The organism is Novosphingobium malaysiense (assembly GCF_000802225.1).
In the GTDB taxonomy this organism is placed as follows: Bacteria; Pseudomonadota; Alphaproteobacteria; order Sphingomonadales; family Sphingomonadaceae; genus Novosphingobium; species Novosphingobium malaysiense.
In genome coordinates, this window is record NZ_JTDI01000001.1 from 918,017 (window position 1) to 943,963 (window position 25,947).

The window sequence follows — 25,947 nt, forward strand, 5'->3', positions numbered from 1 at the left end:
CTCAGGCCTTGCTCTTCTCGCGGTCGAGCGCCCGCTGCTTGTCCTGCGCATCCTTGTCCGCCTGCGCCTTTAACTGCGGATGACGGCTGTAGAGATACTTCTGCTGGGCGATGGTGAGCAGGTTGGAGGTGATCCAGTACAGCAGCAGGCCCGAAGCGAAGGGCGCCATCACGAACATCATGAACCACGGCATCAGCGAGAAGATCTGCTGCTGGGTGGGGTCCATCTGCGCCGGGTTCAGCTTGAACTGGAAGTACATCGTCACGCCCAGCAGCAGCGCCAGGATACCGATCCCGAGGAAGCCCGGAGGATCGAACGGGAGCAGGCCGAACAGATTGAGGATATGCAGCGGGTCAGGCGCTGACAGGTCCCTGATCCACAGCACGAAAGGCTGGTGACGCATCTCGATCGAGAGGATCAGCGTCTTGTACAGCGCGAAGAAGACGGGGATCTGCAGGAACATCGGAAGGCAACCGGCAAGCGGATTGACGCCTTCCTTCTTGTACAGCGCCATGACTTCCTGCTGCTGCTTCTGCTTGTCGTCCTTGTAGCGGTCCTGGATCGCCTTCATCTTGGGCTGGATTGCGCGCATTGCCGCCATCGAAGCGAACTGGCGCTGGGCGATCGGGAACATGATGCCGCGAACGATCACCGTCAGCAGGATGATCGCGACGCCGAAGTTGCCGACGAGACCGAACAGCGAGGTCAGCAGCCAGAAGATCGGCTTTTCGAACCAGCGGAACCAGCCCCAGTCGATGGCGAGGCCGAAGTTGGGAATGCCCTGCTTCTCGTAGGCGTCGAGAACTTCATGCTCCTTGGCGCCGGCGAAGAGCTTTGTCTCGCGCGTCAGAGCCTGACCGGGCTGAACGACTTCGCGATCGTAGAGCAGGTCGGCGCGGAAGATATGGTCGCCGAGCGAGCGGAAGGTCCCGTCGGCCGTCGCGCCGACCGGCGCCAGCGTCGACATCCAGTACACGTCGGTAAAGCCGATCCAGTCGGCGTTGCCGCTTTCCTTGACGATCTTCGCGTCCGAGACGTCATCGTAGTTGGTGCCGAACGTCACCGAACCATCGAATGCGCCGATAGGGCCGGAGTGGACGTTCCAGGTGTCGAGGCTGGCCGTCTGGTCGGTGCGATTGACCAAGCCGAAGGGCTGGATGGTGATCGGCGCGGAGCCCTTGTTCACCACCCGCTGGTCGGCTGTGATCATGTAATCGTCGTCGATCTTCAGCGTGATCGTGTATATCTGTCCCTGGCCGTTGTCCCAGGTGAGCGTGACGGGGTTGGACGGCGTGAGCTTCGCACCGGCCGGCGCGTTCCACGCGGTCTGGCCATCGGGCGTGGCCACGCCCTCGCCCACCCAGCCGAACTGCGCAAACTGCTGTGCAGGCGTACCGGCGGGCGAATAGATACGGACCGGCCCGGAATCCTTCTTCACCGTCTCGCGGTGGCGATTGATGACGAGATCGTCGATCAGGGCTCCATTAAGGTTGATGGAGCCCGAAAGCCCGGGCGCCTCGATCGGCAGGCGGCCGCCGCCAGCCAGCGCGGTCTTGAGGTCCTGCTTTTCGAGCGCGACTTCCGCCGCATCGCGCAGGCCGCCTTCGCGGGTCGGCTTGATCTTGGCGGGATTGCTCGGTTCCGCGGCTTCCTCAGCGCCACCTGCCTGCTCGACCTTGGTCGGTGTCTTCGTCTGCGGATAGAAGTAGCCGACGCCGGCCTCCCATCCGAAGAGGACAAGGGCAGTCAGAACGACCGCCAGGATGATGTTGCGCTGATTATCCACGAAGACGTTTCCTGTCGTATTCCCGTAAGCCGCGACATCGTGGGCCGCCCGCTTCTCGTCAGTCTTTCTGCTTCAAGTCCGGTACGGGATCATAACCGTGCCCGCCCCAAGGTTGGCAGCGCAATAGACGCCATATCGCAAGGCTTCCACCCTTAATCGCACCATGCTTTTTCACCGCCTCGATGGCGTATTGTGAGCACGAGGGGCTGTAGCGGCAAGTCGGCGGCATCATGCGCGAAGGGCCCAGTTGCCAGGCGCGGGCAATCGCGATCAGCAGGAGGCCGGGCAGCGACACGATAAAGGACCATACCCGCCTCACTTGCGCCTCCTGCGCGGTGCGCCCTTGCGGCGGGCCGGGTCGCCCTTGCCGGCTCTTGCCCGCCCGAGCGCGGCCACCAGTTCCTCGCGCAGCAGGCCGAAATCCCGCTCGACGCCGCCGTCCCGTCCGATCAGCACGTGGTCGGTATCGGCAAGGCCGTGTTCGGGCAGCACATCGCGAAGCAGGGCGCGGAAACGGCGTTTCATCCGGTTGCGCACAACGGCGTTGCCGATCTTCTTGGTGACGGTGATGCCGGCGCGTTGCCCCTCGCCCTGGTTGGCATTGGCGAGCAACACGAACCCGGGCCGTGCGACTCGCAGGCCGCGATTGGCGGCAAGGAAATCGGACCGGCGGGTCATCGTGGTATAGGAGCAAGCCATCTTCCTAGCGTCTACAGGCATTACCGAGGCAGCGGAACCATGCTCACCGATTCGCGCCTTGCCCGCCCCCAAACGACGGCGGCCCGCACTGCCGCCCGCTTGCCCGACGCCTGAGCGTTGCGGGACTTCGGACGGCGGCGCGGGCCGGTGCCGCATCCAGCCGTGAGGCTGGAGAAGATTAAGCCGAGAGCTTCTTGCGGCCGCGGGCACGGCGGGCGCGAAGCACCTTGCGGCCACCGGCAGTCGCCGTGCGGGCGCGGAAACCGTGGCGACGGGCGCGGACAAGGCGGCTGGGCTGGAAAGTGCGCTTCATGTCAGTCCTCGAAAAATTCCATGGCCCCGAAGGACCGAACAAAAAGGGCCGCCCGCGGCGGACGACCGTTTACAGACGGGGGCCGTTACTGGAGGCCAGCGTGAGAGTCAAGGACGTCCGGGCCTGCATTGCGACGTTGCCGGCCGGTGCGCGATCCAGATTGACCCACAATCCCATCACACCGGTACCGAACCACTTCGCCGATTCGAAAGGAACCGAATTGGTCATGGCATAGAATGCCTCCGCCTCGATCGGACTCATCCCCATCTGCCGATAGTAGTCGAGGTAGCGGCGATTTTCCGGATCGTCCTGCGAGTAGTCGTCGGGCTCAAGGCCGGTATCGTCCTGCCAGGAGTGTACCGCGAATTCGGCACCCGGATCGGCGTATCGGCGCGCGCCTGCAAGGAACAGTTCGACACCGCCGGAGCGGACCGAACCGCCAGCAGGAACATGCGTGGCGATGCCCCTGTCACGAATCATGCGGCCCAGGCGCAGATTGGCCAGGTCGTCCTCTGTTCCGGGGCAATCGACCATCTCGATTTCGGCAATGCCGGGATGGTCGCGCAACATTGCTGCGAACTGCGCTGGAGTGCTCGCGTCGGTGACGTCGACCAGGGCAGCGCGCTGCGCATCGAGAACCCGGAATGGTCCATAGGTTGCAACGCCTGCAGGCAACGCGGCTAAATCTTCGGTGTGCCAGCGGGCAGGCAGGCTGCGCTCGCCGCCGTCGTGAATCCGATCGGCATTCAGATCCACGAACTCATAGTCGATGGTCTGCGCCGACAGGGGGGACGCGGTAAACAGGCCAAGCAACATGAGGAGTGCACGGGACGAGCGCATGGCCGGAAAATGCGGCTCGCGCGCTTACCCAAGTGATGAGGAAGAAGGTTAAAACGTTGTAAGGGATCAATTCCTTGCCTTCGCACCGCCCCCATCTGGCGCCTACACAGAGAAAACACGCATCCAATGCAGGGGGGACTTCGTGGTCGCGCTGGTTTCGACCGTGGCCTATCTCGGACTCGAAGCACGCGCCGTCGAAGTGCAATGCCAGGTCGCGCCGGGCCTGCCGGCATTCGCGGTCGTCGGCCTGCCGGACAAGGCCGTGGGCGAGAGCCGCCAGCGCGTATCGGCGGCGCTGACCGCGATGGGCCTTGCGCTTCCGCCCAAGCGGATCACGGTGAACCTCTCTCCCGCCGACCTGCCCAAGGAGGGCTCGCACTACGACCTGCCGATCGCGCTCGCACTGCTGAGCGCCATGGGTATCGTCGACGCCGAGCAGATGGCGGACTTCGTGGCGGTGGGCGAACTGGCGCTCGACGGAAGGGTTATCCCCTCCCCCGGCGTCCTGCTTGCCGCGCTTCATGCCAGCGAGTGCGACAAGGGGCTGATCTGTCCTGCCGCGCAAGGCAGCGAAGCGGGCTGGGTGGGTGGAGGGGCCGATGGCGTGCCCGTTGTCGCCGCGCCCAATCTCGTCAGCCTGCTCAACCACCTCAAGGGCAACCAGGTCCTGCCGCCCCCCGAACCCGGCAAAGTCGATCCACCGGCGCGGGGCCCCGATCTCAAGCAGGTGAAGGGACAGGAGACCGCCCGGCGCGCGCTGGAGATCGCGGCGGCCGGGGCGCATAACCTGCTGATGGTCGGCCCGCCCGGCGCCGGCAAGTCTCTGCTCGCTTCGTGCCTTCCCGGCATCCTTCCCGAGCTGACCCCGACCGAGGCGCTGGAAGTCTCTATGGTCTCCTCGGTGGCCGGCACACTGGAGAACGGCCGCATCAGCCGCGCCCGCCCCTATCGCGCCCCGCACCACTCGGCCTCTATCGCCGCGCTCACCGGAGGCGGGCTGCGCGTGCGCCCGGGCGAGGTCTCGATGGCACACCTTGGCGTGCTGTTTCTCGACGAGCTGCCCGAGTTCCAGCGACAAGCGCTGGATTCGCTGCGCCAGCCCCTCGAAACGGGCGAAGTGACAGTGGCGCGGGCCAACGCCCACGTCACTTACCCAGCGCGCGTCCAGCTGATCGCCGCGATGAACCCGTGCCGCTGCGGGCATCTGGGCGATCCGGCACTGGCCTGTTCGCGTGCGCCCAAATGCGCTGCCGACTACCAGAGCAAGGTATCCGGTCCGCTGCTTGATCGCATCGACCTGCATGTCGAGGTAGACCCCGTCCGCGCTGCCGACCTCGCGCTACCACCACCGCGAGACGGCAGCGCCGAAGTTGCCGTCCGCGTGGCCCGGGCGCGCCAGATACAGACTGCCCGGCTGGAGGGCACCCCGCTACGCACGAACGCAGACCTCGACGGGGACCTGCTTGAGCAATACGCCACGCCCGACGGGGACGGACGCGCCCTGCTGATGCAGGCGGCCGAGGCCATGCGCCTGTCCGCGCGCGGATATACGAGAATATTGCGCGTGGCCCGCACCATTGCCGATCTCGCAGATGCGCAAAGCGTAAGCCGCATCCATGTCGCCGAAGCGCTCAGCTACCGCAGGCAACCGCCCCGCAATTAGCGACGGCCGCCGGCGGCGTCAGTTGTGCGCCAGGTGGCCGCCGGTCTTGCGCCTCGCCTCATGTCTTTGGGCCTGAGCACGCCGTTTGGCCTGCCGAAACTGAGCCCGACGCTGGTGCGCTTGCCGTTGCTTGGCCTGTTGCTGCGCGTGCCGGCGGTTGACCTGTTGTCTTGCCTGTTGCTGCCGGGCCTGCTGCTTGGCCTTCTGCGCCAAGGCTCGGGACCTGGCCTTGCGGGCCTGGACCTGTCTCGCCTGTTCGGCCTTGCGCGCCAAGGCTCTGGCTTCGGCCTTGCGGGCCTGCGCCTGCCTTGCCTGCTCCGCCTTGCGGGCCATTTGCTGTCGGCGCACCTTTGCCGCGTTGCGAGCCTGTTTCTGGCGATGCGCCTTTTCGCGAGCATGTTGCGCGCGAGCCTGGGCAGCCCGGGCCTTTTGCAGGGCTTGCGCCTTGTGTTCAGCGCGCGCCTTTTGCAGCGCCTGCGCCTTGTGTGCCGCCCTCGCCTTTTGCGCCTGCATGTGCCTTGCGAGTTCGGCCTTCGCCGCCCTCGACTGCCTGCGCTCAGCCACCTTGGCCTTGTGCTTGCGCTGCGCCTGCATGCGCGCCGCCTTGCCCGCCTGCTCCTGGCGTGCAGCCAGGTTGCGGCGAGCGTCCATCCGGCCGCGCACCTCCGCATGGTGCCGCGTCTGCTTCCGACGCTGGACCTGATGCTGGTGCTGGCCTGCAAAATGGCGATTTGACCCGCGCCGGGTATGCTGCTGGACCTCGCGTCGATGCAGAAGATTACGACGAGCATCACGCCTGCGTTCGATCTGCTTCCGGTCGGCGCGGAGTTTTTGCATTTGCGCCTTCCTCTGCAACGCAGCGCGGCGCACTTGCCCGGGATGACGATCCAGATTCCGTCGTGCGTGAGTCTCGGCAAACTTCGGTACCTCGCGGTGGCCGCGCGCCGCGAACCGTGACGCACGGCGCGCCGTTTCCTGGCGGGATACCCTGTAGACCCGCGCGCGTTCCGCACGGACCTTGTGCATCAGTGCCCGATTCTTCCTGGCTTCCCTGTAAAAGCGAGGTGCCGGGCCGCGATAGTCCGCCTTTTGCCAAGAACTGAAACGGTCGCCGGCATAGTTGCGCGCTGCCCGCTCCATCGACCAGCGGGCCGTCAAGGCCGGCTCATGGCGCCGATCCCATGCTCGCCATTCCCTACGGTCACGCCGCTTGCGCTCCCAATCGCGCTGCGCCTCGGCAAAATGGTGGCGATGGCGAGCCCAACGCGGGGCCGACACGCCACGGTGGTGGCTGCGCAGGGCGGCGCGGTGAAGTTCCCTGGAGCGGTCGAAGTAGCGCCGGCCGATCCTGCGCTGGATGCGGGCCCGATGGGGATCCAGCACGCGTCCGGCGCGATCATAGATCACCACCACCCGGTCTTCGCGATAGCCATAGCTGTAATAGGGATCGCGGACGAGAAAGGGATAATCCTGTCCCGGCGCATAGTAGTAAGTGCGATAGGAGCCCCCGCGGATCGGCTCCGCGTAGCGCACGTAATCGTCCCCCGTGCGCCATGCCCACGGCTCCACGTCGCCGTACCGGAAACCATAGTCGGGCGGAGAATCCGCCAACACACTGCCCAACGTCGCTGCCAGCGCGAGCATGGCATAGCTGTCCAGCCCGGTATCCTGTTCATAGTAGGCAGGGTCCGGACGGGCGTAGTCGTCACGATAGCTGTCGTAGTAGGCGGGCGCCTCGCGATAGCTTGCATCGTACCGCGCGGGCGCTGCCGGCGGCTCTTCGATCATCGGCCGGGCCTCCGGCATGGCAGGCATGGCAAGGGCCTCGCCGCCGTTCACGCCGAGCGGATTCGTGGGCCACTGCACATCGGCCGCCGGTCCTAGGGCAGACGCCTCACCGTCGTCGGGCCCGCAAGCGGACAGGGTGGCAACCAGCGCAACGGGTGCGCAGACGGAAAGGCTGGATTTCAGCAGTCTCGCCAAGCGGAATGTGGTCATGGCCGATCTCCTTCCATCCCCCACTTCGATTTCGTTCATATCTTGCCGGTTTTACCTGAACGTATCTGAACATCGTGTGGCCTGCCCGTTCAGCGTTCGGGCAGCAGGGATCGGCTCGTCCTTTCGGTGCCTCCTTCCGTCTTCGTAAATGAACTTGTGAAGGTCAGCCCGCCTTCAGCGCCGGCAAGACCTCCCTGGCAAACAGGCCGGCTGCCTCGCCCCAATCTGCCGGATAGAACCCCGGCCCCACGGCAACGACGCGCTCCAGCCCGAGCGCGAGCAGTTCGCGCAGGCGTTCGAAACAGTGATCGGGCGTGCCCACGACGGCGAAGCGTTTGACAAAATCGGGCGTGAGAGCGCCGCCGACGATGCGCTCCTTGGAAGCCACGTTCCCGTGCTCGGTCATGTCGTAGCCCTTCTGGATCTTGCCGAGGTCCTCGCGGGTGGCGGCATCGACCGGCCCAACCTGCCCCTGCATGGTCTGGAAGCGGGCGAGCGGCGGAGCCATGTGCATGGCGACCTCCATTGCGGTTGCCTCGTCCGGATGACAGACGACGACAATCTGAGCGCCATAGGAGATGCCGCTATCGTTCAGCCCCGCTTCGGCGCGGGCCTTGCGGGCGACGTCCAGCGCCCATTGCATGCGCTCCGGTTCGGCGCCCACGCTGAAGGTGACGCGTTCTGCAACCGGTGCCGACATGGCGATGACCTTGGGTCCGGTGGCGGCCACGTCGAGCGGTACTTTCGGCAATCCCTCGGGCAACCATTTGAGGCGAACGCTTTCGGGTCGCTGGCCCAGCGAAAGCGAATGGACTGATGGGGCATCGCCCGCGGAACCGAAATCCTCGAACGGGACTTCGCCTCCCGAAAGCAGCACCTGCAGGTGCCGGATCGCCTGTTCGAACCGCCTGAGGCCGACCGGTGCATGTCCGAGATAGGCCAGCGCGGAATCGCCGCGGCCGATGCCGAGTACCGCGCGGCCACCACTGATGGCCTGGATCGTCGCGGCGGCGCCAGCCGTGACCGCGAGGTTGCGCGTAAGCGGATTGGTGACGCCGGTCGACAATTTGATCCGCTCGGTAGAGCAGGCCCAGACGCCCATCTGCGCATATGGATCGGCCGAAAGGCACTGCGAATCCATGAACATCTGGCCGTCCCAGCCTTCGGCCTCGACTTCGCGAGCCAGTTCGGGCGTCGCACCCGTGTTCGAGCCACCGGCCCGCCAAAACTCCAGCATGGTCTTCTCTCCCTCGCCTGACAGTCTGCGCGGCGATGCAGGAAGAAATCAATCGCCGAAATCTAGCTGGCGCAGCACTTCGGTTATGACTGGGGGGGCACTCGCGAAATCGAGGTGCGTGCAACGCAGGGATACCGCCCGATCGCGTTCACCCGGCCAGCCGCAGGCAGCCCGCGGGGCGACGACGCCGTCGCGCGGGCTCCACAGGGCGATGGTGGGCACCGGTGGCTTGGTCGCGAAATCGCACTCGATCGGCGGCTGGTCCACCGAGTGGCCGGTAATCACCTGGTAGGCGCGCCAGGCATTGTTCGCGCGCATGTCCCCCGAAAAGGGCGTACCCATGGTGATGACCTTGGCGACCATCTGCGGTTCGCGGCGGGCGATTTCGCGCGCGAACAGGCCTCCCAGGCTCCATCCGACCAGCGCCACGGGCGCCTTGTGCTCATGGGCGATCGCGGCGACCCGACGCATGAGGAAGGTAAAGTTATGCTGGTTGGGCCCCAGATTGAAACCGAGGCCCCACTCGTAGGGATGATGTCCGGCTGCCTTCAGGGCATTGGCCATCGGCTTCATCCTCTTGGGATGGGCACCGAAGCCGGGCAGCAGCATCACGGGCATGGGATGGACGGCAGGCTGGACTGCGGGTTCCTTCACGCGTCCGCGATAAAGCGACCGCAATTCGCCGAGCAGAAGCTGGAGCGGCGGCTTGGCGACCCCGTCCGGATGCCGTTCCCGCACGAAGGCGACGCGGCGCGCCAGGGCCTCGCGCAGTGACCCCATCTGATGCCGCAATGCGCCGTCCACGTCGCTGTCCTGCCTTCCGTTCATCTACCTTTGCGTCATGATGCGCATTCGCCGGTACGCTCCGAAATCATGTGCATCTTCATTTTCATGTTGCCCATGGGCCCTTGGCTGCCCGTCACGTCCATGCCGATCATGATGTCCGAATTGGTTTCACCGACAGTGCCATTCATGGTCATGGTGGCTTGACCGGATTCGGGCGTCGAGCACTGCATCTGAGCATCGAGCCGCCCCCCGGAAACGTCGAATTTGGTGTAGGAGCAATCTCCATCCTGGCCGACGTTCTCGAACATGTCCTTGTAGCTCTGTTCCGCATCTTCCTCGGTGATGCACAAGGTATGCGTTTCCACCTTTTTCATCATGTTCTTCATCTGAGCGGAGGCCGAATCCGGAAGGCCCGGGACCTGCATGTCGACAATCTCGACTGTCTGCTTGTATGCCCCGGGCTCGGGCCGGATAAGCTTGCCGGCTTCGCGCTTGACGTCATCGATCGATTTTTCTTCCCCGGGGGCGACGGCTGCGGGCTCGCTCGAAGCGTCCTCTTTCGAACCGCACCCGGCCAGCGGCAACATCGCCGCAGCCAGACAGGCCCCTAGCGCACCCCTGCGCATCAGTTCGGCCTTCGAAACTTTCTTCATCTCACACTCCCTTTCGCCGCGGATCGGCCAATTGCAAGGGAAGAAGGGCTATCATCGCCCCTTCCGGGTGCCAATGGCCCATCGCCCAACAACGCATTGCGGCGGACCGGCGCATACCCCATATGTTCCGCCATGGCCGAACTGATCATCCGCCGCGGGCTGGAAGAGCCGGACACCTCCGGCAGCTTCGTCCCGCACAAGCCCCAGCGTCCCGAAAAGTCCCTGCCGGGCAAGAAGTTCCGGATCGTTTCGGACTACGAGCCCGCCGGCGACCAGCCCACCGCAATCGCCGAACTGGTACAATCCGCAAGGGATGACGAGAAGACGCAGGTCCTGCTGGGCGTTACCGGGTCGGGCAAGACCTTCACCATGGCCAAGGTTATCGAGGAACTGCAGCGCCCGGCGCTGATCCTCGCGCCGAACAAGATCCTCGCCGCGCAGCTCTATGCCGAGTTCAAGGATTTCTTCCCGGACAATGCGGTCGAGTATTTCGTCTCCTACTACGACTACTACCAGCCCGAAGCCTACGTCCCCCGGTCGGACACCTACATCGAGAAGGAAAGCTCGGTGAACGAGGCGATCGACCGCATGCGCCACTCGGCCACGCGCGCGCTGCTCGAACGCGACGACGTGATCATCGTCGCCTCGGTCTCGTGCCTCTACGGCATCGGCTCGGTCGAGACCTATTCGGCAATGATCTTCGACCTCGAAGCCGGCAAGACGCAGGACCAGCGCGAGATCATCCGCAAGCTCGTCTCGCTGCAGTACAAGCGCAACGATGCCGCCTTTTCGCGCGGCACCTTCCGAGTGCGCGGCGACAATCTCGAGATCTTCCCCAGCCACTACGAGGACATGGCCTGGCGGATCAGCTTCTTCGGCGACGAGATCGAGGAAATTTTCGAATTCGACCCGCTCACCGGCAAGAAGGGATCGAGCCTCGACAAGGTGCGGATCTACGCGAATTCGCACTACGTCACGCCCGGCCCGACGATGAAGCAGGCCGCCGAGGCGATCCGCTTCGAGCTGACCGAACGCCTCAAGGAACTGGAAAGCGAAGGCCGGTTGCTCGAAGCCCAGCGGCTGGAACAGCGCACCAATTTCGACCTCGAGATGATCGCCGCCACCGGATCGTGCGCGGGGATTGAGAACTACTCCCGCTTCCTCACCGGCCGCCTGCCGGGCGAGCCGCCGCCGACGCTGTTCGAATACCTGCCCGATAACGCGCTGCTGTTCGTCGACGAAAGCCACCAGACGGTGCCGCAGATCGGCGCGATGGCGCGCGGCGACCACCGGCGCAAGCTGACGCTCGCCGAATACGGCTTCCGCCTGCCGAGCTGCATCGACAACCGCCCGCTGCGCTTCAACGAGTGGGACGCGATGCGCCCGCAGACAGTCGCCGTTTCCGCCACGCCCGGCGGCTGGGAAATGGAGCAGACCGGCGGCGTCTTCGCCGAACAGGTCATCCGCCCCACCGGCCTGATCGACCCGCCCGTGGAAATCCGCCCGGTCGAGGACCAGGTGCAGGACTGCATCAACGAGTGCAAGGAAACCGCCGCCAAGGGTTACCGCACGCTCGTCACCACCCTCACCAAGCGCATGGCCGAGGATCTGACCGAATTCATGCACGAGGCGGGCGTTCGGGTGCGCTACATGCACTCCGACGTGGAAACGCTGGAGCGCATCGAACTGATCCGCGACCTGCGCATGGGCGTCTATGACGTGCTGGTGGGCATCAACCTGCTGCGCGAGGGGCTCGACATTCCCGAATGCGGCCTCGTGTGCATTCTCGATGCCGACAAGGAAGGCTTCCTGCGCAGCGAGACCTCGCTGATCCAGACCATCGGCCGCGCCGCGCGCAACGTGGATGGCCGCGTGATCCTCTATGCCGACCGCATGACCGGCTCGATGGAACGCGCCATCGCCGAAACCGACCGCCGCCGCGAAAAGCAGCAGGCGTTCAACGAAGAACACGGCATCACCCCGCAAACGATCAAGCGCCGCATCGCCGACATCGTCGCCGACACTGCCAGCAGGGACAGCGTGACAGTGGAGATCGACGAGGACACCAACAACCTCGTCGGCCACAACCTGCGCGTCTACATCGAGGAGCTCGAAGGCAAGATGCGCGCCGCAGCCGCCGATCTCGAATTCGAGGAAGCCGGCCGCCTGCGCGACGAAATCCGGCGGCTGGAAGCAACCGAGCTGGGCCTGCCGGAGGGTGAGCACAAGGCACCGAAGGTGGGGCGCAGCAACGAGGGCAAACCGGGGACGCGGAAGATGCGGTATGGGAAAACGCAGCGGAAGTGGGGCGACAAACGATAACCCCTGTCGATTGGATTAAGCCCCACATCCCTGTGCCGGCCGCATCCATCGGCATCGCGCGCGGAGCCGGAAGGAAGCGCAGTTGGCAATCGCCTGCAATCGCGCCACCCTTTTAGACGCCTCGCATTTCGCACGGCTCAGGCGACCACCGCAGAAATCGACAGCGGCCCGCCAGCCGCCGGCATGCTTAATTTGCGGTTATTTGTCCTTCCGCAAAACTCCGGTAACTTTGTGTGGTAAAGCCCCCGTGTCCTGTCGCGGAGGAGTTGTGGCGCGTCGGCGCCAGCTCTTCCGCGGTTGTTGAGGGAGAGGGCCATGGTCAAGGGGAAGTTCGGTTTCGTTGCCGTGCTCGGTGGCGTTTCGGGGTTGGCGATCTTGGCAGGGAGCGCGCATGCGCAGCTGCGCGTCCTGAAACCAACGGCGCAGCTTGAACTCGAGGCGACCGAGGTCACCCCGCCTGTACCTCCCAAGGCCGATGCGCCGCCGAGTGCCGTCGTCCTGAAGGCCGGACCAACGAGCCAGACCCTGCGCACGCTGTCGGTGAAGCGGCGCTACAATGCCGCGACCTTGAAGCGGCAACCGGTCATCGCGCTCGGAACCGGCAAGGTGGATTTGCGGCCGGTGCTGACCAACCCGGCTTCGCTCACCAGTCTCGGCACGCGCCTGCGCAGGCAGCCGACGCAAGTGCAGGTTGGCACCGATACACTGGAGGCTATGGAGATCGATCGCGGCCTGATCGTCCGGCAGTTCCTCACCTACAGCATCAAGCCCGGCGCCTGCTCCGCGCCGACACGCCGACGCGCACTGGAGCAGGCGGGCGTCGGCTGCTTCACGCAGACCAGTGAAAGCGCCCGCAAGGCCGCCTTTGCCAATCCGCAGGATCCGCGTTACGTGGCCAATCCCAGCCGCCGCGCGCAGGCCGAAGCCGCAGCTGCCAAGGAAGCGGCAGCCGAACAGGCCGATTTCGCCGAGGGCATCGCCAAGTTTCGCGCGATGATGGCCGATCCAGCCGGGCGTGCCGACGTGGTCAGGCAAGTCGGTGCCGCCGAGGCGAACCGCCTCAGCGCGCTCACCGACGCGCAGCTGGAAGGCGAACTGATCAACACCGCCGATGTGCAGATCGAGGATGTGATGTTCATCCCCGCCCGCGACAAGCTGGAGAAGCGCCCCCAGCCGGCGGCCAAACCCAAGCTGAACATTCCGCGACCGCATCTTCCCGAAAAGGTCGATGCGGAACGCACGCTGACGCCGCATATCCTGCTCACCGGCTTCACGCTCGGGCGCGAGAACGAATGGCGCCGCCGCGTCTCGATCACGGTCAAGACCTGCCTGGTGAGCTGCAAGAAGACCTATTACGTGGAGGTCTATGCCGGCTTCGGTTATGGCTTCGGCCTGCGTTTCCCGATCAGCGTGAGCGGGCTCTATGCCTATCACCGCGTGGGCGACACCGAATCCGCCAGCATTGCCCCGGTCTTCCAGCCGGTCGACGGCAGCACGCGCGACTACGAGGAGACGGGCCTTGCCGGCGATCAGGTCTTCAAGGGCCGCGAACTGGTGGCCGAGCTGACGGCCTACGCCGGACTTAACTACAAGGTCCCGTTCCATAGCGACGGCGTTCGGCACAGCGTGGGCGAGGATCTGACAGAGGGACTGCCTGCGCCCTTCACCAATGGCCAGTTCCAGCCTCCCGCGCCGGGACCCGGCGGCGGGCTCGAAAAGGATGTGGTGTTCGACAATCCGGACCTGCTGGGCGGCTTGGCGAACTTCGGCGTGGCCGGCGCCAAGGTTCTGCCCGCTCTGCAGGTTGGGCTGACCTCCGACCGGTTGGAATTGCAGCTCAAGGACAACATCTCCGGTGAAGTCACGCGAATGTCGAGTTCCGGACGAACCTATCCACTCGCGGTCGACGCCAGCGACCATTCGAGCAGCTTCTCGATCGGCCACCCGGAATATGCGCTCGCCTTCAAGATGACGCCCGGCCTCAATGCCCGGCTTTTCGTCGACGTGGCGGTATGGTCGCACAATTGGGACTGGCCGGTCTGGTTCCCGCAAGTCGCCGTGACCCTGCCGCCCGACGGCGTGACCTTTACATGCCATGAGAAGACCGTCTGCTCGCGCGAATACCGCTATTCGCCGACCGTCAGCGAGGACAGCGCGGGCGCACAGCAGCCCCCCGCCGATCCGATGGAAAAGGAAGTGTTCGACTGGCGCAATGCCTTCATCAAGAAGTACTACGACCAGTGCGCCTACCTGCGGCTCAACTTCTGCGGCGTCGCGATCAAGGGCGTCGCGGACATGACCGGCAACCGCATCCTCAATGAGATGCGCGCCGAGCCGAAGTATCCTTCGCCCAAAACCGCACAGATCATGATCCGCAATGCGATCGAAGCCGACAAGAAGGGCAAGGCGATCGTGCTCGAAAGCAAGGTCGCGGCCATCGACATCTACGGCAAGGATCTGTTCAAGACCTACGAACCCATCTGGGCCCACGACTGCGCCGATCAACTCTGCCGCACCCGCATCCACGCGCTGGGTGATGCCTATGTGAAGGCGCTGATGGCGCGGCAACAGGCGCATCCGTCCCATGAACGTAACCAGATCGTCTTCGAGGAGAACACGCAAGGCAAGTGGGCGGACAAAGCCAGGCAGGAAGTGCAGGCCTCCCTGCAGCGCACGCGTGGAAACTACAGACTGCTTCCCAAAAACGTCCTGCGCAAAAAACCTTGAGATGGCGATCCGGCCACCGCCGCGGCGTCAGGACCAAGGCTAGACATGGCTGCCAGTCATGGAAAAGAACCCGGATGCCCGTTTCAGGCGTCCGGGTTCAGTGTCAGGATCCGCTCGCGCTGATCCTTCGGGTCGCAGATACATTGTGGGCTTGTCCGACTGCAATTCCATACCACGATCGTGGGGTGAATCCGATAAACACCACCCATTTCCATGGACTTGCGCAAAATTGAAAGCGGGTTCACATTGGATTTAGGGTTAACGGGAGGGGCAGGCCAGTGCGACTCGCGGAGTTGAAGGCGCTGTTCGAAAGCGCCCCGTTTGAACCGAATGGCTGGGACACCGCTTTGAAGGCGCTGGCGAGCGCGACCGGCTCAGCGCGCGCGCAGCTGATCGCGATCGGCGAAGACCAGACGTTATTCAATTGGGCAACCGACATGGCCCAGGACTATGTCGATGATTTCATCGCCATCGAAGGCCACCGCGCCGACGTCAACTACCGTGTCGCCGCTTGTGCGAGACCGTTCGAGGTGACCTGGGAGCACCATTACGACGCCGTGCGCGCGGTTAACGCCAACGACGCGTACCTCGATCACGTGCGGCGCTGGGACGCCGAACACGGCGCGCAGATGGTTCTAGCAAATGAACCGAACAGCTTTTTCGGCCTTGCCGCTCTCCACTCCCGCAACGACGGCAGGACGACGGAGGAACAGCGCCGCGTGCTTGAGCAGGTAGGTCCCAGTGCCCTCTCCGCCATTCGCCTGCAAAGGGCACTCGAGCATCGCGGGGCGGAAATGCTGCGCAACTCGCTCGAGGCGATGCGCAACGCCGCGATCCTGCTCGACAGTACCGGCCGGGTTTGCGCCGTGACGCCGGCGGCCGAAGCCCTGCTCGGGTCGGAGACTGTGCAAGTACGGAGCGGCACATTGCGCGCCATGCGTCCGGATGTCGACGCCTCCCTTCAGAACATCATCGGTTCCGCTCTCGACAACCGGAAGCCGACCTCGGAACTCTGGCTCCGCACGGTTCGAGGTCCGACCCTGTTGGAAGCATTCACGCTGCCGCGGCAGGACTGGGCCTTCGGGTTTGCGCCGCGGGTCATCGTAACGATGAAGTCTCCGCTGGGCCTGTCCGGAGCGCACCCGGACCGCCTCGGCGCGGCCTTCGGTCTTACCCGCGCGGAAGGAGAAATCGTCTCCCTGCTGGTCCAGGGACATTCGCGGCAGCAGATCGCGACCATACGCGGCGTCAGCGTCCAGACCGTCGCCAGTCAGTTACGTACCATTTTCGTCAAATGCGACGTCAACCGCGAGGCGGAACTCGTCTCCATCGCCCGCGCCGTTATCGAAATGGCCGCAGGCTAGCCGCGGGTGCAGCATCACCCTTGCAGGCCGCGGCAAAGCGTTTCACTGTAGCGACATAATCTTACTCGAACAGGATCTTCCCCACCATGCGCCTCATGACGCTTTCGCTCGCTGCTGTGCTTCTCGCTTCAAGCGCTTCGGTATCTTTCGCCGACGACGAAAAGCAGACCGAACAGACAGACGCGAAGGAAGAGGACCAACTTGCCCCCTTTCCGGCACCCAAATCGATCCAGCAATCCACGATGATCGCAGGCAGGACGGTCAAGTATACCGCCACGGTCGGCTCGATTCCTGTCAGGGACGAGAAGGGCAAGCTGATCGGCGAAGTGGTCTACACCGCCTATACGGTGCCGGGCGCGCCCGCCTCGCGTCCGGTCACCTTCGCGTTCAACGGGGGGCCAGGCGCAGCTTCGGTCTACCTCAACCTCGGCGCCATCGGACCGAAGAAGGTTGCATTCGGGGCGCGGGGCGATGCGCCCAGCGATCCGGCGGTACTGCGCGACAACCCGAATTCGTGGCTCGATTTCACCGATCTCGTCTTTATCGATCCCATCGGCACCGGCTTCTCGCGCTCGCGCGAAGACAAGGAACGGACGAAGAAGGATTTCTACGAGGCCGACGCGGACATCCACTACCTAAGCCGCGTGGTCTATGACTGGCTGGTCGCCAACAACCGGTTGACCAGTCGCAAGTACCTGGTCGGGGAAAGCTACGGCGGCTATCGCGTGCCCCGCCTTGCCTATTACATGCAGACGCAGATGGGCGTCGGGATCTCGGGCATGACGCTCGTTTCGCCGTATCTCGATCCGCCGGCGATCGGCGAGGACGACGCGCTCTCGCCGCTGCCGTGGATGATCAACCTGCCCTCGATGGCAGCCGGACACTTCGAGCGACAGGGCAAGCACCTCGACGAAACCACCATGGGACCGGTCGAACACTATGCCCGTACCCAGTTCGTGCAGGACTTCCTCGCCGGCCCCGGCGACAAGGCCGCTACCGACCGCCTGGCCGCCAGGGTCTCGGAGATCACTGGACTGGACGCCACTCTCGTGCGACGCATGAACGGGCGCGTCGATATCGAGACATACCTGCGCGAAATCCGCCGCGATCAGGGTCTGATCGGATCCGTCTACGATTCGAACTTCACCGCGCACGATCCTTTCCCGGCCAGTGCGAGACCGAAGTACAGCGATCCTCTGCTGACCACGCTGATCGCGCCGACCACGTCGGCCATGGTGGACTTCATCACACGGCAGGTCGGCTGGAAAGTAAACGCCCGGTACAATGCCTTGTCGTATGACGTGAACGAAGAATGGTCGCGGGACGACAGCGACAGTCCGGTCACCGATCTTCGCAAGGCGATCGCCACCGATCCCAGGATGACGGTGGACATCGTCCATGGCTGGGACGACCTGTCATGCCCCTACTACGGCTCGAGCCTGATCCTGCGGCAGATGCCCGATTTCGCCCGCGCGGGCCGGATCAAGCTGCACATGTATCCCGGCGGACACATGTTCTACGCCCGGCAGGACAGCGGCGCTGCGATGCGGCGCGACGTAATCGGGAGCTACAGGGGGAGCTAGCAGGCGCGCGCTTGCGAGCCCCCCGCAATTGCTCAAAGCTTGCCGAATTTCGCCTCGTAGGCGCCGGTGTCGCCGCCGGCGAGCAGCTTGGCCTGCTCCACCCAATTGTCGCGGCGAGGGCGGCCGGCGAAGGCTCCGAGCTTGGCGTCCAACTCATCGAGATCGGCGTCCGTCCAGGCAGCGATCTGTTCGAAACGGGTGACGCCGAGTGAGTTGAGCAGGGAATGCATCTTGGGGCCGAGTCCCTTGATCTTGCGCAGGTCATCGGGTTCGCCGGAGGATTGCGGAGCTTGCGCATCCGCCGCCGGGGGCGTCGGCGCGGGCGTCTGCACAGGCTCGAGTGGCGGCGCAGCGGCCGGTTTCTCGGCTTCCGGAACGGGTTTTTCCGGCGTATCCGGCTTGGTTTCCGGTTCGAGATTATCGACTTCCTCCTGCGCAGCAACGGCTATCACCTCGCCGATGCCGGCCATGGTTCCAGCCATGGCGGGAGGGTCGATATGTTGGGATATGTCGAACTGCGAAGCCGGGGGCGCATCGTCTATCAGCGCCTGGTTGCGCTGCGCAGGCGCCGCGCCTTCGTCGAGCACGTCGGGACGACGCTCGCGTTTCGGCGGCTTGGAACTGTGGACGAACAGCCAGTAGGCGACCACGATGCCGATCAGCAGCGCGGCGATGAAGATCAGCCAGTTGGCTTCGATCATTTGCAGCACGAATTTACCCCTTCCGGTTCCACAGCAGCCAGCCGATGCCGAAGCCGATCCCGTAGGTCAGCAGCACCGAGACAGCCAGTTCAAGCCATAGCGGCAAGGCAGTGTCCTTTCATAGCCTTATCCTGGACCCGGCGTGTCGATCGGCGTCGGTTTGATCGGCGCGGGAGAGATGACCGAGAATTCGATACGGCGATTTGCAGGGTCCAGCGGATCCAGCCCGGGGACCGGCTGTTTCGAGCCGACGCCGGCCGCGCGCAAGCCGTCGGCAGGAATTCCCCGTCCGATCAGTGCCCAGCGCACGGCATCTGCCCGCGCCTTCGACAGTGCAAGATTGGCCTGCGCAAAGCCGCCGGCATCGGTATGGCCGATCACCGCGATAATGCTGCCGACACAGGGCCGCAGCGCGCGGGCCACTTCGTCAAGCAGCTTCTCGCTGGCAGGGTCGAGGCGCGCACTCGCTTCGTTAAACCGGATAGTGCGCGTTTCCAGAATGCGTTCGACATCGTCCTGGCAATGCAGCGTCGCCACACGCCCGCTCTCGCCTTCGCGCGCCCAGGTGATCCCGCCGATGCCAGGAACATTGGCGATCCTGGCGGCAACGCGGGTGCGCGTTGCATTGTCGAGCCCCTTGCCGCCAGAGAGGATCGGATGGCGGGTCAGCCAGCCGTAGCGGTCCTCGAACGCGACCTTTACGCCTTGGCCCCCGGCTTCATCGCGCGCGGCCACGGCCTTCTGCTTCAGTCCTGCGATGAAGGCCGGTCCCTGCAGGTTGGAGGCCGCAAAGGACAGGACCAGGCACAGGCCGGCACCGGCAGCGACAATGGAGGCTCGGCGAGGGTTCATGCGCCGAGCCTAGAGTCATCTCGAGGCCCTGTCAGCCTCCCTTGAGCGAATCCGCCATATCGACGAGCTTGAGGAACTCCTGCCGCCAGTAATCGGTCTGCTCGCCGGCGAGGGATTCGATCTGACCCGCGGAATAGCCGTTCATCAGCGCGTCGCCGCGCAGCGTCTGGCCGAAGGCCGCAACGGCGGTGGCGAAGGCGAAGTCTCCTGACGGAGCCGACGCATTGGCCAGCAGCTTCGCTGAAAGAGGACGTTCGATCAGCCTGGACGTGCTGCCCCCCGGCAACTTGTAGCGCAGCTTGATGTAGGCCATCTCCCTGGCCGCCGGGTTCGGCTTTGGCGCTTCCTTGCCATAGCGGCGCGGTCCGATCCAGCCTTTCACCCCGGCGGGGACGATCTCGTAGATCGCGGTGACCTGATGGCCGGCACCGATATCGCCCGCATCGACCTTGTCGTTATCGAAATCCTCTTCGCGCAAGGCCCGGTTCTCGTACCCGAGCAGGCGGTACTGGCTGACGACAGCGGGGTTGAACTCGACCTGGATCTTCGCGTCCTTGGCGATGGTGAAAAGCGTCGAGCTCATCTCGTCGCCCAGCACCTTCTTCGCTTCCAGCGCAGTATCGATATAGGAATAGTTACCGTTCCCGTGATCGGCGATCTGCTCCATCATCGCTTCGTTGTAGTTGCCCTGCCCGAAGCCGAGCGTGGTGAGCGTAATGCCGGAATCGCGCTTCTTCTCGATCATCGCGATCAGATCGTCGCGGTCGGAGACACCGACGTTGAAATCGCCGTCGGTGCCGATCAGCACGCGGTTCACGCCGCCTTCGATGAAGTTGTCCTCGGCGATGTTGTAGGCGAGCTTGAGGCCCGCCGCGCCGGCTGTGGAGCCGCCCGCCTGAAGCTGGTCGAGCGCGGCGCGGATCTTGCGCGGATCGTTGGTGGGCGGCAGCACCAAGCCTGCCGCACCGGCATAGACGACGATGGCGACGGTGTCCTTCGGCCCCAGTTCCCCTGCCAGCCCCGAGAGCGCGGTCTTGAGCAGCGGAAGCTTGTCGGGCGAATTCATCGATCCCGAAACGTCGAGCAGGAACACGAGATTCGCCGGCGGCCGGGCTGCGCGCGGCAGGTCGTAGCCGCGCAGGCCCACCCGCAGCAGGCGCGTGTCGGGGTTCCACGGCGTCGTCGCCACGTCGGTGGTCACCGAGAACGGCGCCTCGCGGCTGTCGGGCCGGGCGTAGGCATAGCGGAAATAGTTGATCATCTCCTCGGTACGCACTGCATCCGCCGGCGGCAGCATGCCCTGCGTCAGGAACCGGCGCGTGTTGGCATAGGCGCCGGTATCGACGTCGACCGAGAAGGTGGAAACCGGTTCGGACTGAACGAGATGGACAGGCGAGACTTCCTTGCCGTCATAGCGCTCCCGACCGGGGTTCACTGCCGGCATCACCGGGGGCACGAAGGCCGGCGCCGGCGGGGCATAAAGCCCATCGGCGGCACGCGTGGCGCCCGTAACCACGACAGAGTTGGCAGGAGGCGGAGGCGGAGGCGGAGCCGCGCCCTGTTCCCTGACGTCGACGGTCGTCACCTTCTCGGGCGCGGCATAGTTGCCCGAGCTGCTGCAGCCAGCCAGCAGCCCCATCCCGGTGGTGGACAAGATTGCAAGCACCGTAGCGCAAGTCTTCGCACGCGAAATCGCCATGTTCTTCCCTCCACGACGCGCCTTCCGCGTGAAGAACGCCTCACTTGGCCTTAATCGCGACTGAACGTGTCGTTTCAGAGATGAAATGGGTGATCCGTTATATTTGATCGACCGGAAGCGGGGCTGCCGTTTTTGTTTTCTGGAACAGCTTGCGGTCTTCCGGACCAAAGGCCTTCTTCCAGATAACCCACATGTACGAGCCGAGGATCGCGGGAATGCCGAAGGCCAGCTCGGCCCATTCGGGCAGGAACTGGGTGGCGAGATACCCCAGCACGACGGCTGGCGCAGCCGCCCATACCAGCGCCCATCGCCAGTTGTTGATGGGCTGCGCGAGAATACGTGACAACATCCGTGACTTGACGACGGAAGCCAATCCGAGCGCGATCATCAGCGCCGCGGCGGCCGTGGCCGCCTGGTAGAGAGAATTGTAGCCGAGGTGCTGCATCAGCAGGATACCGCCCACCGTCAGGACGGCCTGCAACCCGATCGTCGACATCGACACGACGAGATTCTTGAACCGCGCCACATAGATGAGCGCGGCCTCGCTCACGACCGCCGTTGCCGCCACGACTTCTGCGGCGAGCAGAAATGCCAGCGAGCCGGTGCCGCCGACGAATTCTCGTCCGACCAGGCCCATCACGCCCTCGCCGGGAATGGCCAGCGCAAGTGCGATCCCCGCCTGTGCCGCGGTGATCCAGAAGCCGACCTGGCAGACCTGCCGGGCAATCGCGGCGTAGTCTTTCTTCTTCAAATTGCGGGTTATGACAGGGCCCAGCACCGGCTCGAAGCTGGTCTTGAGCTTCTGCGGCAGGCTCGCAACCTGCTGCGCGGCGTAATAGACACCGACCGCCGACGGCGGCGCAAGGAAGCCGAGCAGGAAGATATCCACGCGACGCGTGCCCCACTCGATCGCGTCGGCCAATGCGATAGGCATGGAACGCGCGGCCAGCCGGTGCATCTCGCCCGCTTTCGGTCGCCACCCCCTCGGCACGCCGTATTCGCGGAAGAAAGGAATGAACGCTGTCAATGCGGCCGCGAATATCGAGGCGATGTAGGCCAGCGTCAGGCCGCTTTCCGGCGCAATCCAGATCATCGCGCCGGCCATGATCGAGATCGTCCACGGCTCGACGATGGCGCGCGACCAGACCGTCGGGCTGATGCGCAGGCGATAGGCGAGCGCGGCCAGCCAGATCTCGGTCAAAGTCAGCGGCGGAATGGCGATGACGATCAGCCGGTCGATCTCGGAATACCTGCCGCCCGGAAACATCGGTTCGGGCACCAGGTAGAAGAACAAGGCCGCCGCACACGAGGCGATAACCGCCAGGATCGTGCCGTCGGCGATCACGTTGGCCGGATGGACCTGCCCCTCGGTGTCGGACAGACGCTGCGCGAGCCCGCGTTTTTCTCCCATCGTGCAGAGCATCGAGGTAAGTTCGATCACGACCAGTGCCGAGGCGAAGCGGCCAAGGGCGGCAGGACCGTAAGCCGCCGCGCGGCCGGCAATGAAGAGGAACGGAATACGCGCGGCGAGGCGCAGGAAGAACCCGAAGAAATTGGTGCGCCCACCCTTGGCCAGCGCGGCAATATCGTCGTGCTCCTGCGAGGCAGGCGTGGGCCGGGGGGTATCGGGCGGCACATCGCCGCTCTTGGTCGGATCGCTCAAAGAGCGGGCTCCTGCTCTGCCTTCAACGGGCGCGAAAGGAGGTCCCGCACCACGGCGCCAGCCGGTGCCTCGCCATCAAGGAGGCGGCACACGGCATCGACAATCGGCATCTGGATACCCGCGCGGCTGGCCAGTTCCGCCAGAACCGGCGCCGTTGCAGCGCCTTCCGCGACACTGGTCTTGCCCGAAAGCGCATCGGCGGCGGACAGTCCCTGACCGAGCGATAGCCCCAACGAGAAATTGCGGCTGGACGTGGACGAGCAGGTGAGCACCAGGTCGCCCAGCCCGCAAAGGCCGGAAAGCGTTTCCGCCCGCGCCCCGCGTGCAAGACCGAAACGAAGCATCTCGGCATATCCGCGCGCGATCAATGCAGCGCGGGCATTCTGCCCGAGGTTGAGCCCCTCGACCACGCCGCAAGCGATGGCGAGCACGTTCTTGACAGCACCACCGATCTCGGCGCCGATCACGTCGTCCGAATAGTAGGGCCGCAGCGCGGGACGCGCGATGAGAGGGGCCAACCGCTCCCACTGCGTCTCTCCACCGGAACAGGCCAGCGTCACCGCCGTCGGAAGCCCGGCCGCCACTTCGTGCGCGAACGTCGGGCCGGAAAGGACGGCAAGACGAGCTTGCGGCGCAGCTTCCGCGGCCACGTCGGCCATCAGGCGTCCGGTTCCGGCCTCGATGCCCTTGGCACACAGCACCAGATCACGATCGCCCTGCGGCAGATCGGCGATCACTGCGGCCAGGAACTGAGCCGGCACGACCGCCAGCAGCACCGGCACGTCTGCCAGGTCACCGATATTGCCCGTCGCGCGCACGGATTCCGCCAGGTTTGCGCTCGGCAGGTAGAGGCCGTTGCGATGTTCACTGTTGATCTGCGCGACCAGTTCCGGCTCGCGTGCCCAGAGCAGCACGTCCGTGCCGTCGCGCGCCAGCGACTGCGCCAGTGCCGTGCCCCAGGCCCCGGCTCCGATCACCCCCACCTTGCTCATGCCTTCACTCCTGCGCCCCGTACGGCCTCGGCGTCCGGATCGAGCGGCCAGCGCGGCCGCGCCGCCACGTCGAGCGGATCGGACTGCCCCTGCTCGAGCCGTTCCAGCCCGGCCCATGCGATCATTGCCGCGTTGTCCGTACACAGCGCCAATGGCGGGGCGATGAACGGCAGATCGTGATCCGCTGCCAACCCCTCCAGCGCGGTACGGATTGCGGTATTGGCCGCAACGCCGCCCGCCACCACCAGCGCATTGACCGGCCCCACGGCGGAAAGCGCCCGGCGCGTGCGGTCCAGCAGGCAGGCGATCGCGGACTGCTGGAACGAGGCGGCAATATCGGCATCGGTATAGGCTGGTTCGATCACGCTGCCCGCCACGCATCCCTGTACGCGCTGCGGCATGGCCTGCTTGGCGCGAAGCACCGCGCTCTTGAGGCCTGCAAAGGAGAAATGCGGCTCCCCGCTGCCTACCAGCGGGCGCGGCAGCGGGATCTTCTTCGGATCGCCCTGCAAGGCCAGCCGCTCGAGCGCGGGACCGCCGGGATAGCCAAGCCCCAGAACCTTGGCCGACTTGTCGAACGCCTCACCCAGCGCATCGTCGATCGTCGTGGCCAGCCGGCGGAACTTGCCCACACCCTCGACCAGCAGGATCTGGCAGTGCCCGCCCGAAACCAGCAGCAGCAGGTAGGGATATGCAAGATTCTCATCGGCCAGCCGCGGCGAGAGCGCGTGGCCTTCGAGGTGATTGATGGCGATCAGCGGCTTGTCAGAGGCCATCGCCAGCGCCTTGGCCGTCACCAGACCGACCATCACGCCGCCGATCAGGCCGGGCCCCGCCGTCGCGGCAATCGCGTCGACCTGATCGAGCGTCATGCCGGCATCGGCCAGTGTTGCCTCGATCATCGGCGCCAATCGCTCGGCGTGCGCGCGTGCGGCAATCTCGGGCACGACGCCGCCATAGGGGCGGTGCACGTCGTCCTGCGAGGCGATGCGCTGGGCGAGAATGACGCGTTCGCTGGTCACGAGCGCGGCGGCCGTCTCGTCGCACGACGATTCTATGCCGAGAACTATTCTCATCCCGGCTTTCCCTGAACGACATTGACGGGTAGCACAAGCCGCCCATGGATACGCAAAAACATACTCAGAACCAGACTTTCCGCCTCGGCACCCGCCGCTCGCCTCTCGCCATGGCGCAGGCGGAGGAAACGCGCGACCGGCTGGCCAGGGCGCATGGAATCGATCCGGCGCATATAGAGATCGTGGCCGTCACTGCCAGCGGCGATCGCATCCAGGACCGGCCACTCGCGGAAATCGGCGGCAAGGCGCTGTGGACCAAGGAACTCGACGCCTGGCTGGATGCGGGCGAGATCGACTTTGCGGCACACTCCGCCAAGGACGTGGAGACGCTGCGCCCCGACCGCTTTGCGATTGCCGCCGTGCTGGAACGCGCCGATGTGCGCGACGTCCTGATCGGCGCAGAAAGCATCGCCGCGATCCCGCAAGGCGCGGTCGTCGGCACCAGCGCCCCGCGCCGCGCCGCGCAGCTCTTGCACGCGCGGCCGGACTGCAAGGTCGTGACTTTCCGCGGCAATGTCGCCACGCGGCTCTCGAAGCTCGCGGCGGGCGAGGCCGATGCGACGTTCCTTGCCGCCGCCGGCCTGCAACGGCTGGGGAAGACCGGCACCGGCCATGCGCTCGACGAGGAGGAATGGCTCCCCGCCCCGGGACAGGCTGCGATCCTGCTCGAATGCCGGTCCGACGATGCGCGCACCCGCGACTTCCTGGCTGCCGTCGACCATGCGCCCAGCCGCGCCACGGTCATGGCCGAACGCGCGCTGCTGGCGGGGCTCGGCGGAAGCTGCCACAGCCCGATCGCCGTGCTCACCCGCCCGGAAGGCGACGGCCTGCTGATGCGCGCGGCCATCTTCAGCCCCGATGGCGCCGAGCATATCGCGGGAGAGGCGCGGTTTGCGACCGACGATCTCGCAGCGCCCACGCAGCTCGCCAGGGACATGCTCGGCCGCGCACCGGAAGCCATCACCGTCCATTTCGAGGGCGCCGGCGCCTGAC

General features: G+C 65.1%; 21 protein-coding genes. 6 read left to right on the plus strand and 15 right to left on the minus strand.

Features of this window, described 5'->3' with window-relative positions:
• Position 1: 1 nt before the first annotated feature.
• The 5 genes from yidC to LK12_RS23695 all read right to left on the minus strand — a co-directional run bounded on the left by yidC (position 2) and on the right by LK12_RS23695 (position 3,638).
• Complete coding sequence (gene yidC, locus LK12_RS04040) at positions 2-1,786, minus strand: membrane protein insertase YidC (protein ID WP_039279513.1); 1,785 nt, start codon at positions 1,784-1,786, stop codon at positions 2-4.
• A 58-nt stretch (positions 1,787-1,844) separates the two neighbouring features.
• Positions 1,845-2,075 (minus strand): membrane protein insertion efficiency factor YidD, encoded by a 231-nt coding sequence (yidD, locus tag LK12_RS24110; RefSeq protein ID WP_231568248.1) that lies wholly within the window; start codon positions 2,073-2,075, stop codon positions 1,845-1,847.
• Positions 2,076-2,101: 26 nt separating this feature from the next.
• Complete coding sequence (gene rnpA, locus LK12_RS04045; protein ID WP_039279515.1) at positions 2,102-2,485, minus strand: ribonuclease P protein component; 384 nt, start codon at positions 2,483-2,485, stop codon at positions 2,102-2,104.
• 178 nt (positions 2,486-2,663) lie between these two features.
• On the minus strand, positions 2,664-2,798 hold the full coding sequence (gene rpmH, locus LK12_RS04050; protein ID WP_039279517.1) for a 50S ribosomal protein L34: 135 nt from the start codon (positions 2,796-2,798) through the stop codon (positions 2,664-2,666).
• Positions 2,799-2,867: 69 nt separating this feature from the next.
• Complete coding sequence (locus LK12_RS23695; RefSeq protein ID WP_052223136.1) at positions 2,868-3,638, minus strand: alpha/beta hydrolase; 771 nt, start codon at positions 3,636-3,638, stop codon at positions 2,868-2,870.
• Positions 3,639-3,780: 142 nt separating this feature from the next.
• Here LK12_RS23695 and LK12_RS04060 point away from each other — a divergent pair, with 142 nt between their 5' ends.
• Entirely contained in the window at positions 3,781-5,301 is a 1,521-nt protein-coding gene (locus LK12_RS04060) for a YifB family Mg chelatase-like AAA ATPase (RefSeq protein WP_039279519.1), read from the plus strand.
• Between the two features lie 18 nt (positions 5,302-5,319).
• Here LK12_RS04060 and LK12_RS04065 read toward each other — a convergent pair whose 3' ends face one another.
• The 4 genes from LK12_RS04065 to LK12_RS04080 all read right to left on the minus strand — a co-directional run bounded on the left by LK12_RS04065 (position 5,320) and on the right by LK12_RS04080 (position 9,975).
• Positions 5,320-7,299: a hypothetical protein gene (locus LK12_RS04065; RefSeq protein WP_039279521.1), complete on the minus strand. Its 1,980-nt coding sequence runs from the start codon at positions 7,297-7,299 to the stop codon at positions 5,320-5,322.
• A 163-nt stretch (positions 7,300-7,462) separates the two neighbouring features.
• Complete coding sequence (locus tag LK12_RS04070; protein ID WP_039279528.1) at positions 7,463-8,536, minus strand: LLM class flavin-dependent oxidoreductase; 1,074 nt, start codon at positions 8,534-8,536, stop codon at positions 7,463-7,465.
• 48 nt (positions 8,537-8,584) lie between these two features.
• The gene (locus tag LK12_RS04075; RefSeq protein ID WP_039279529.1) at positions 8,585-9,364 is read right to left on the minus strand and encodes an esterase/lipase family protein; all 780 of its coding nucleotides are present in this window, start codon (positions 9,362-9,364) and stop codon (positions 8,585-8,587) included.
• An 11-nt stretch (positions 9,365-9,375) separates the two neighbouring features.
• On the minus strand, positions 9,376-9,975 hold the full coding sequence (locus LK12_RS04080; RefSeq protein WP_231568233.1) for a DUF3617 domain-containing protein: 600 nt from the start codon (positions 9,973-9,975) through the stop codon (positions 9,376-9,378).
• A gap of 132 nt (positions 9,976-10,107) precedes the next feature.
• Between LK12_RS04080 and uvrB the strand changes: the two genes are divergently transcribed.
• From uvrB to LK12_RS04100, 4 genes are all read left to right on the plus strand, one after another.
• The gene (uvrB, locus tag LK12_RS04085) at positions 10,108-12,297 is read left to right on the plus strand and encodes an excinuclease ABC subunit UvrB (RefSeq protein ID WP_039279530.1); all 2,190 of its coding nucleotides are present in this window, start codon (positions 10,108-10,110) and stop codon (positions 12,295-12,297) included.
• Positions 12,298-12,612: 315 nt separating this feature from the next.
• Positions 12,613-15,024 (plus strand): hypothetical protein, encoded by a 2,412-nt coding sequence (locus LK12_RS04090; protein WP_039279531.1) that lies wholly within the window; start codon positions 12,613-12,615, stop codon positions 15,022-15,024.
• A gap of 293 nt (positions 15,025-15,317) precedes the next feature.
• Entirely contained in the window at positions 15,318-16,388 is a 1,071-nt protein-coding gene (locus LK12_RS04095; RefSeq protein WP_231568234.1) for a LuxR C-terminal-related transcriptional regulator, read from the plus strand.
• Positions 16,389-16,474: 86 nt separating this feature from the next.
• Complete coding sequence (locus LK12_RS04100; RefSeq protein ID WP_039279621.1) at positions 16,475-17,971, plus strand: S10 family peptidase; 1,497 nt, start codon at positions 16,475-16,477, stop codon at positions 17,969-17,971.
• A gap of 32 nt (positions 17,972-18,003) precedes the next feature.
• Here the strand turns inward: LK12_RS04100 and LK12_RS04105 are convergent, their stop codons facing one another.
• The 6 genes from LK12_RS04105 to tsaD form a co-directional block, all read right to left on the minus strand.
• Positions 18,004-18,672 (minus strand): hypothetical protein, encoded by a 669-nt coding sequence (locus LK12_RS04105; protein ID WP_052223137.1) that lies wholly within the window; start codon positions 18,670-18,672, stop codon positions 18,004-18,006.
• Between the two features lie 126 nt (positions 18,673-18,798).
• On the minus strand, positions 18,799-19,524 hold the full coding sequence (locus tag LK12_RS04110; RefSeq protein WP_039279624.1) for an OmpA family protein: 726 nt from the start codon (positions 19,522-19,524) through the stop codon (positions 18,799-18,801).
• A 31-nt stretch (positions 19,525-19,555) separates the two neighbouring features.
• Positions 19,556-21,223 (minus strand): vWA domain-containing protein, encoded by a 1,668-nt coding sequence (locus LK12_RS04115; RefSeq protein WP_039279625.1) that lies wholly within the window; start codon positions 21,221-21,223, stop codon positions 19,556-19,558.
• A gap of 97 nt (positions 21,224-21,320) precedes the next feature.
• A complete protein-coding gene (locus LK12_RS04120; RefSeq protein WP_039280326.1) occupies positions 21,321-22,859 on the minus strand; it encodes a lipopolysaccharide biosynthesis protein in 1,539 nt (512 codons plus the stop codon).
• A gap of 23 nt (positions 22,860-22,882) precedes the next feature.
• Positions 22,883-23,878 carry an NAD(P)H-dependent glycerol-3-phosphate dehydrogenase gene (locus LK12_RS04125; RefSeq protein ID WP_039279626.1) on the minus strand — a complete coding sequence of 332 codons (996 nt, stop codon included), beginning with the start codon at positions 23,876-23,878 and terminating at the stop codon, positions 22,883-22,885.
• Positions 23,875-24,954 (minus strand): tRNA (adenosine(37)-N6)-threonylcarbamoyltransferase complex transferase subunit TsaD, encoded by a 1,080-nt coding sequence (gene tsaD / locus LK12_RS04130; RefSeq protein ID WP_039279627.1) that lies wholly within the window; start codon positions 24,952-24,954, stop codon positions 23,875-23,877. Before tsaD ends, LK12_RS04125 begins: the two co-directional genes overlap by 4 nt.
• Before the next feature lie 44 nt (positions 24,955-24,998).
• Here tsaD and hemC point away from each other — a divergent pair, with 44 nt between their 5' ends.
• Positions 24,999-25,946: a hydroxymethylbilane synthase gene (gene hemC, locus LK12_RS04135; RefSeq protein WP_039279628.1), complete on the plus strand. Its 948-nt coding sequence runs from the start codon at positions 24,999-25,001 to the stop codon at positions 25,944-25,946.
• The last annotated feature ends 1 nt before the right edge of the window (position 25,947 follow it).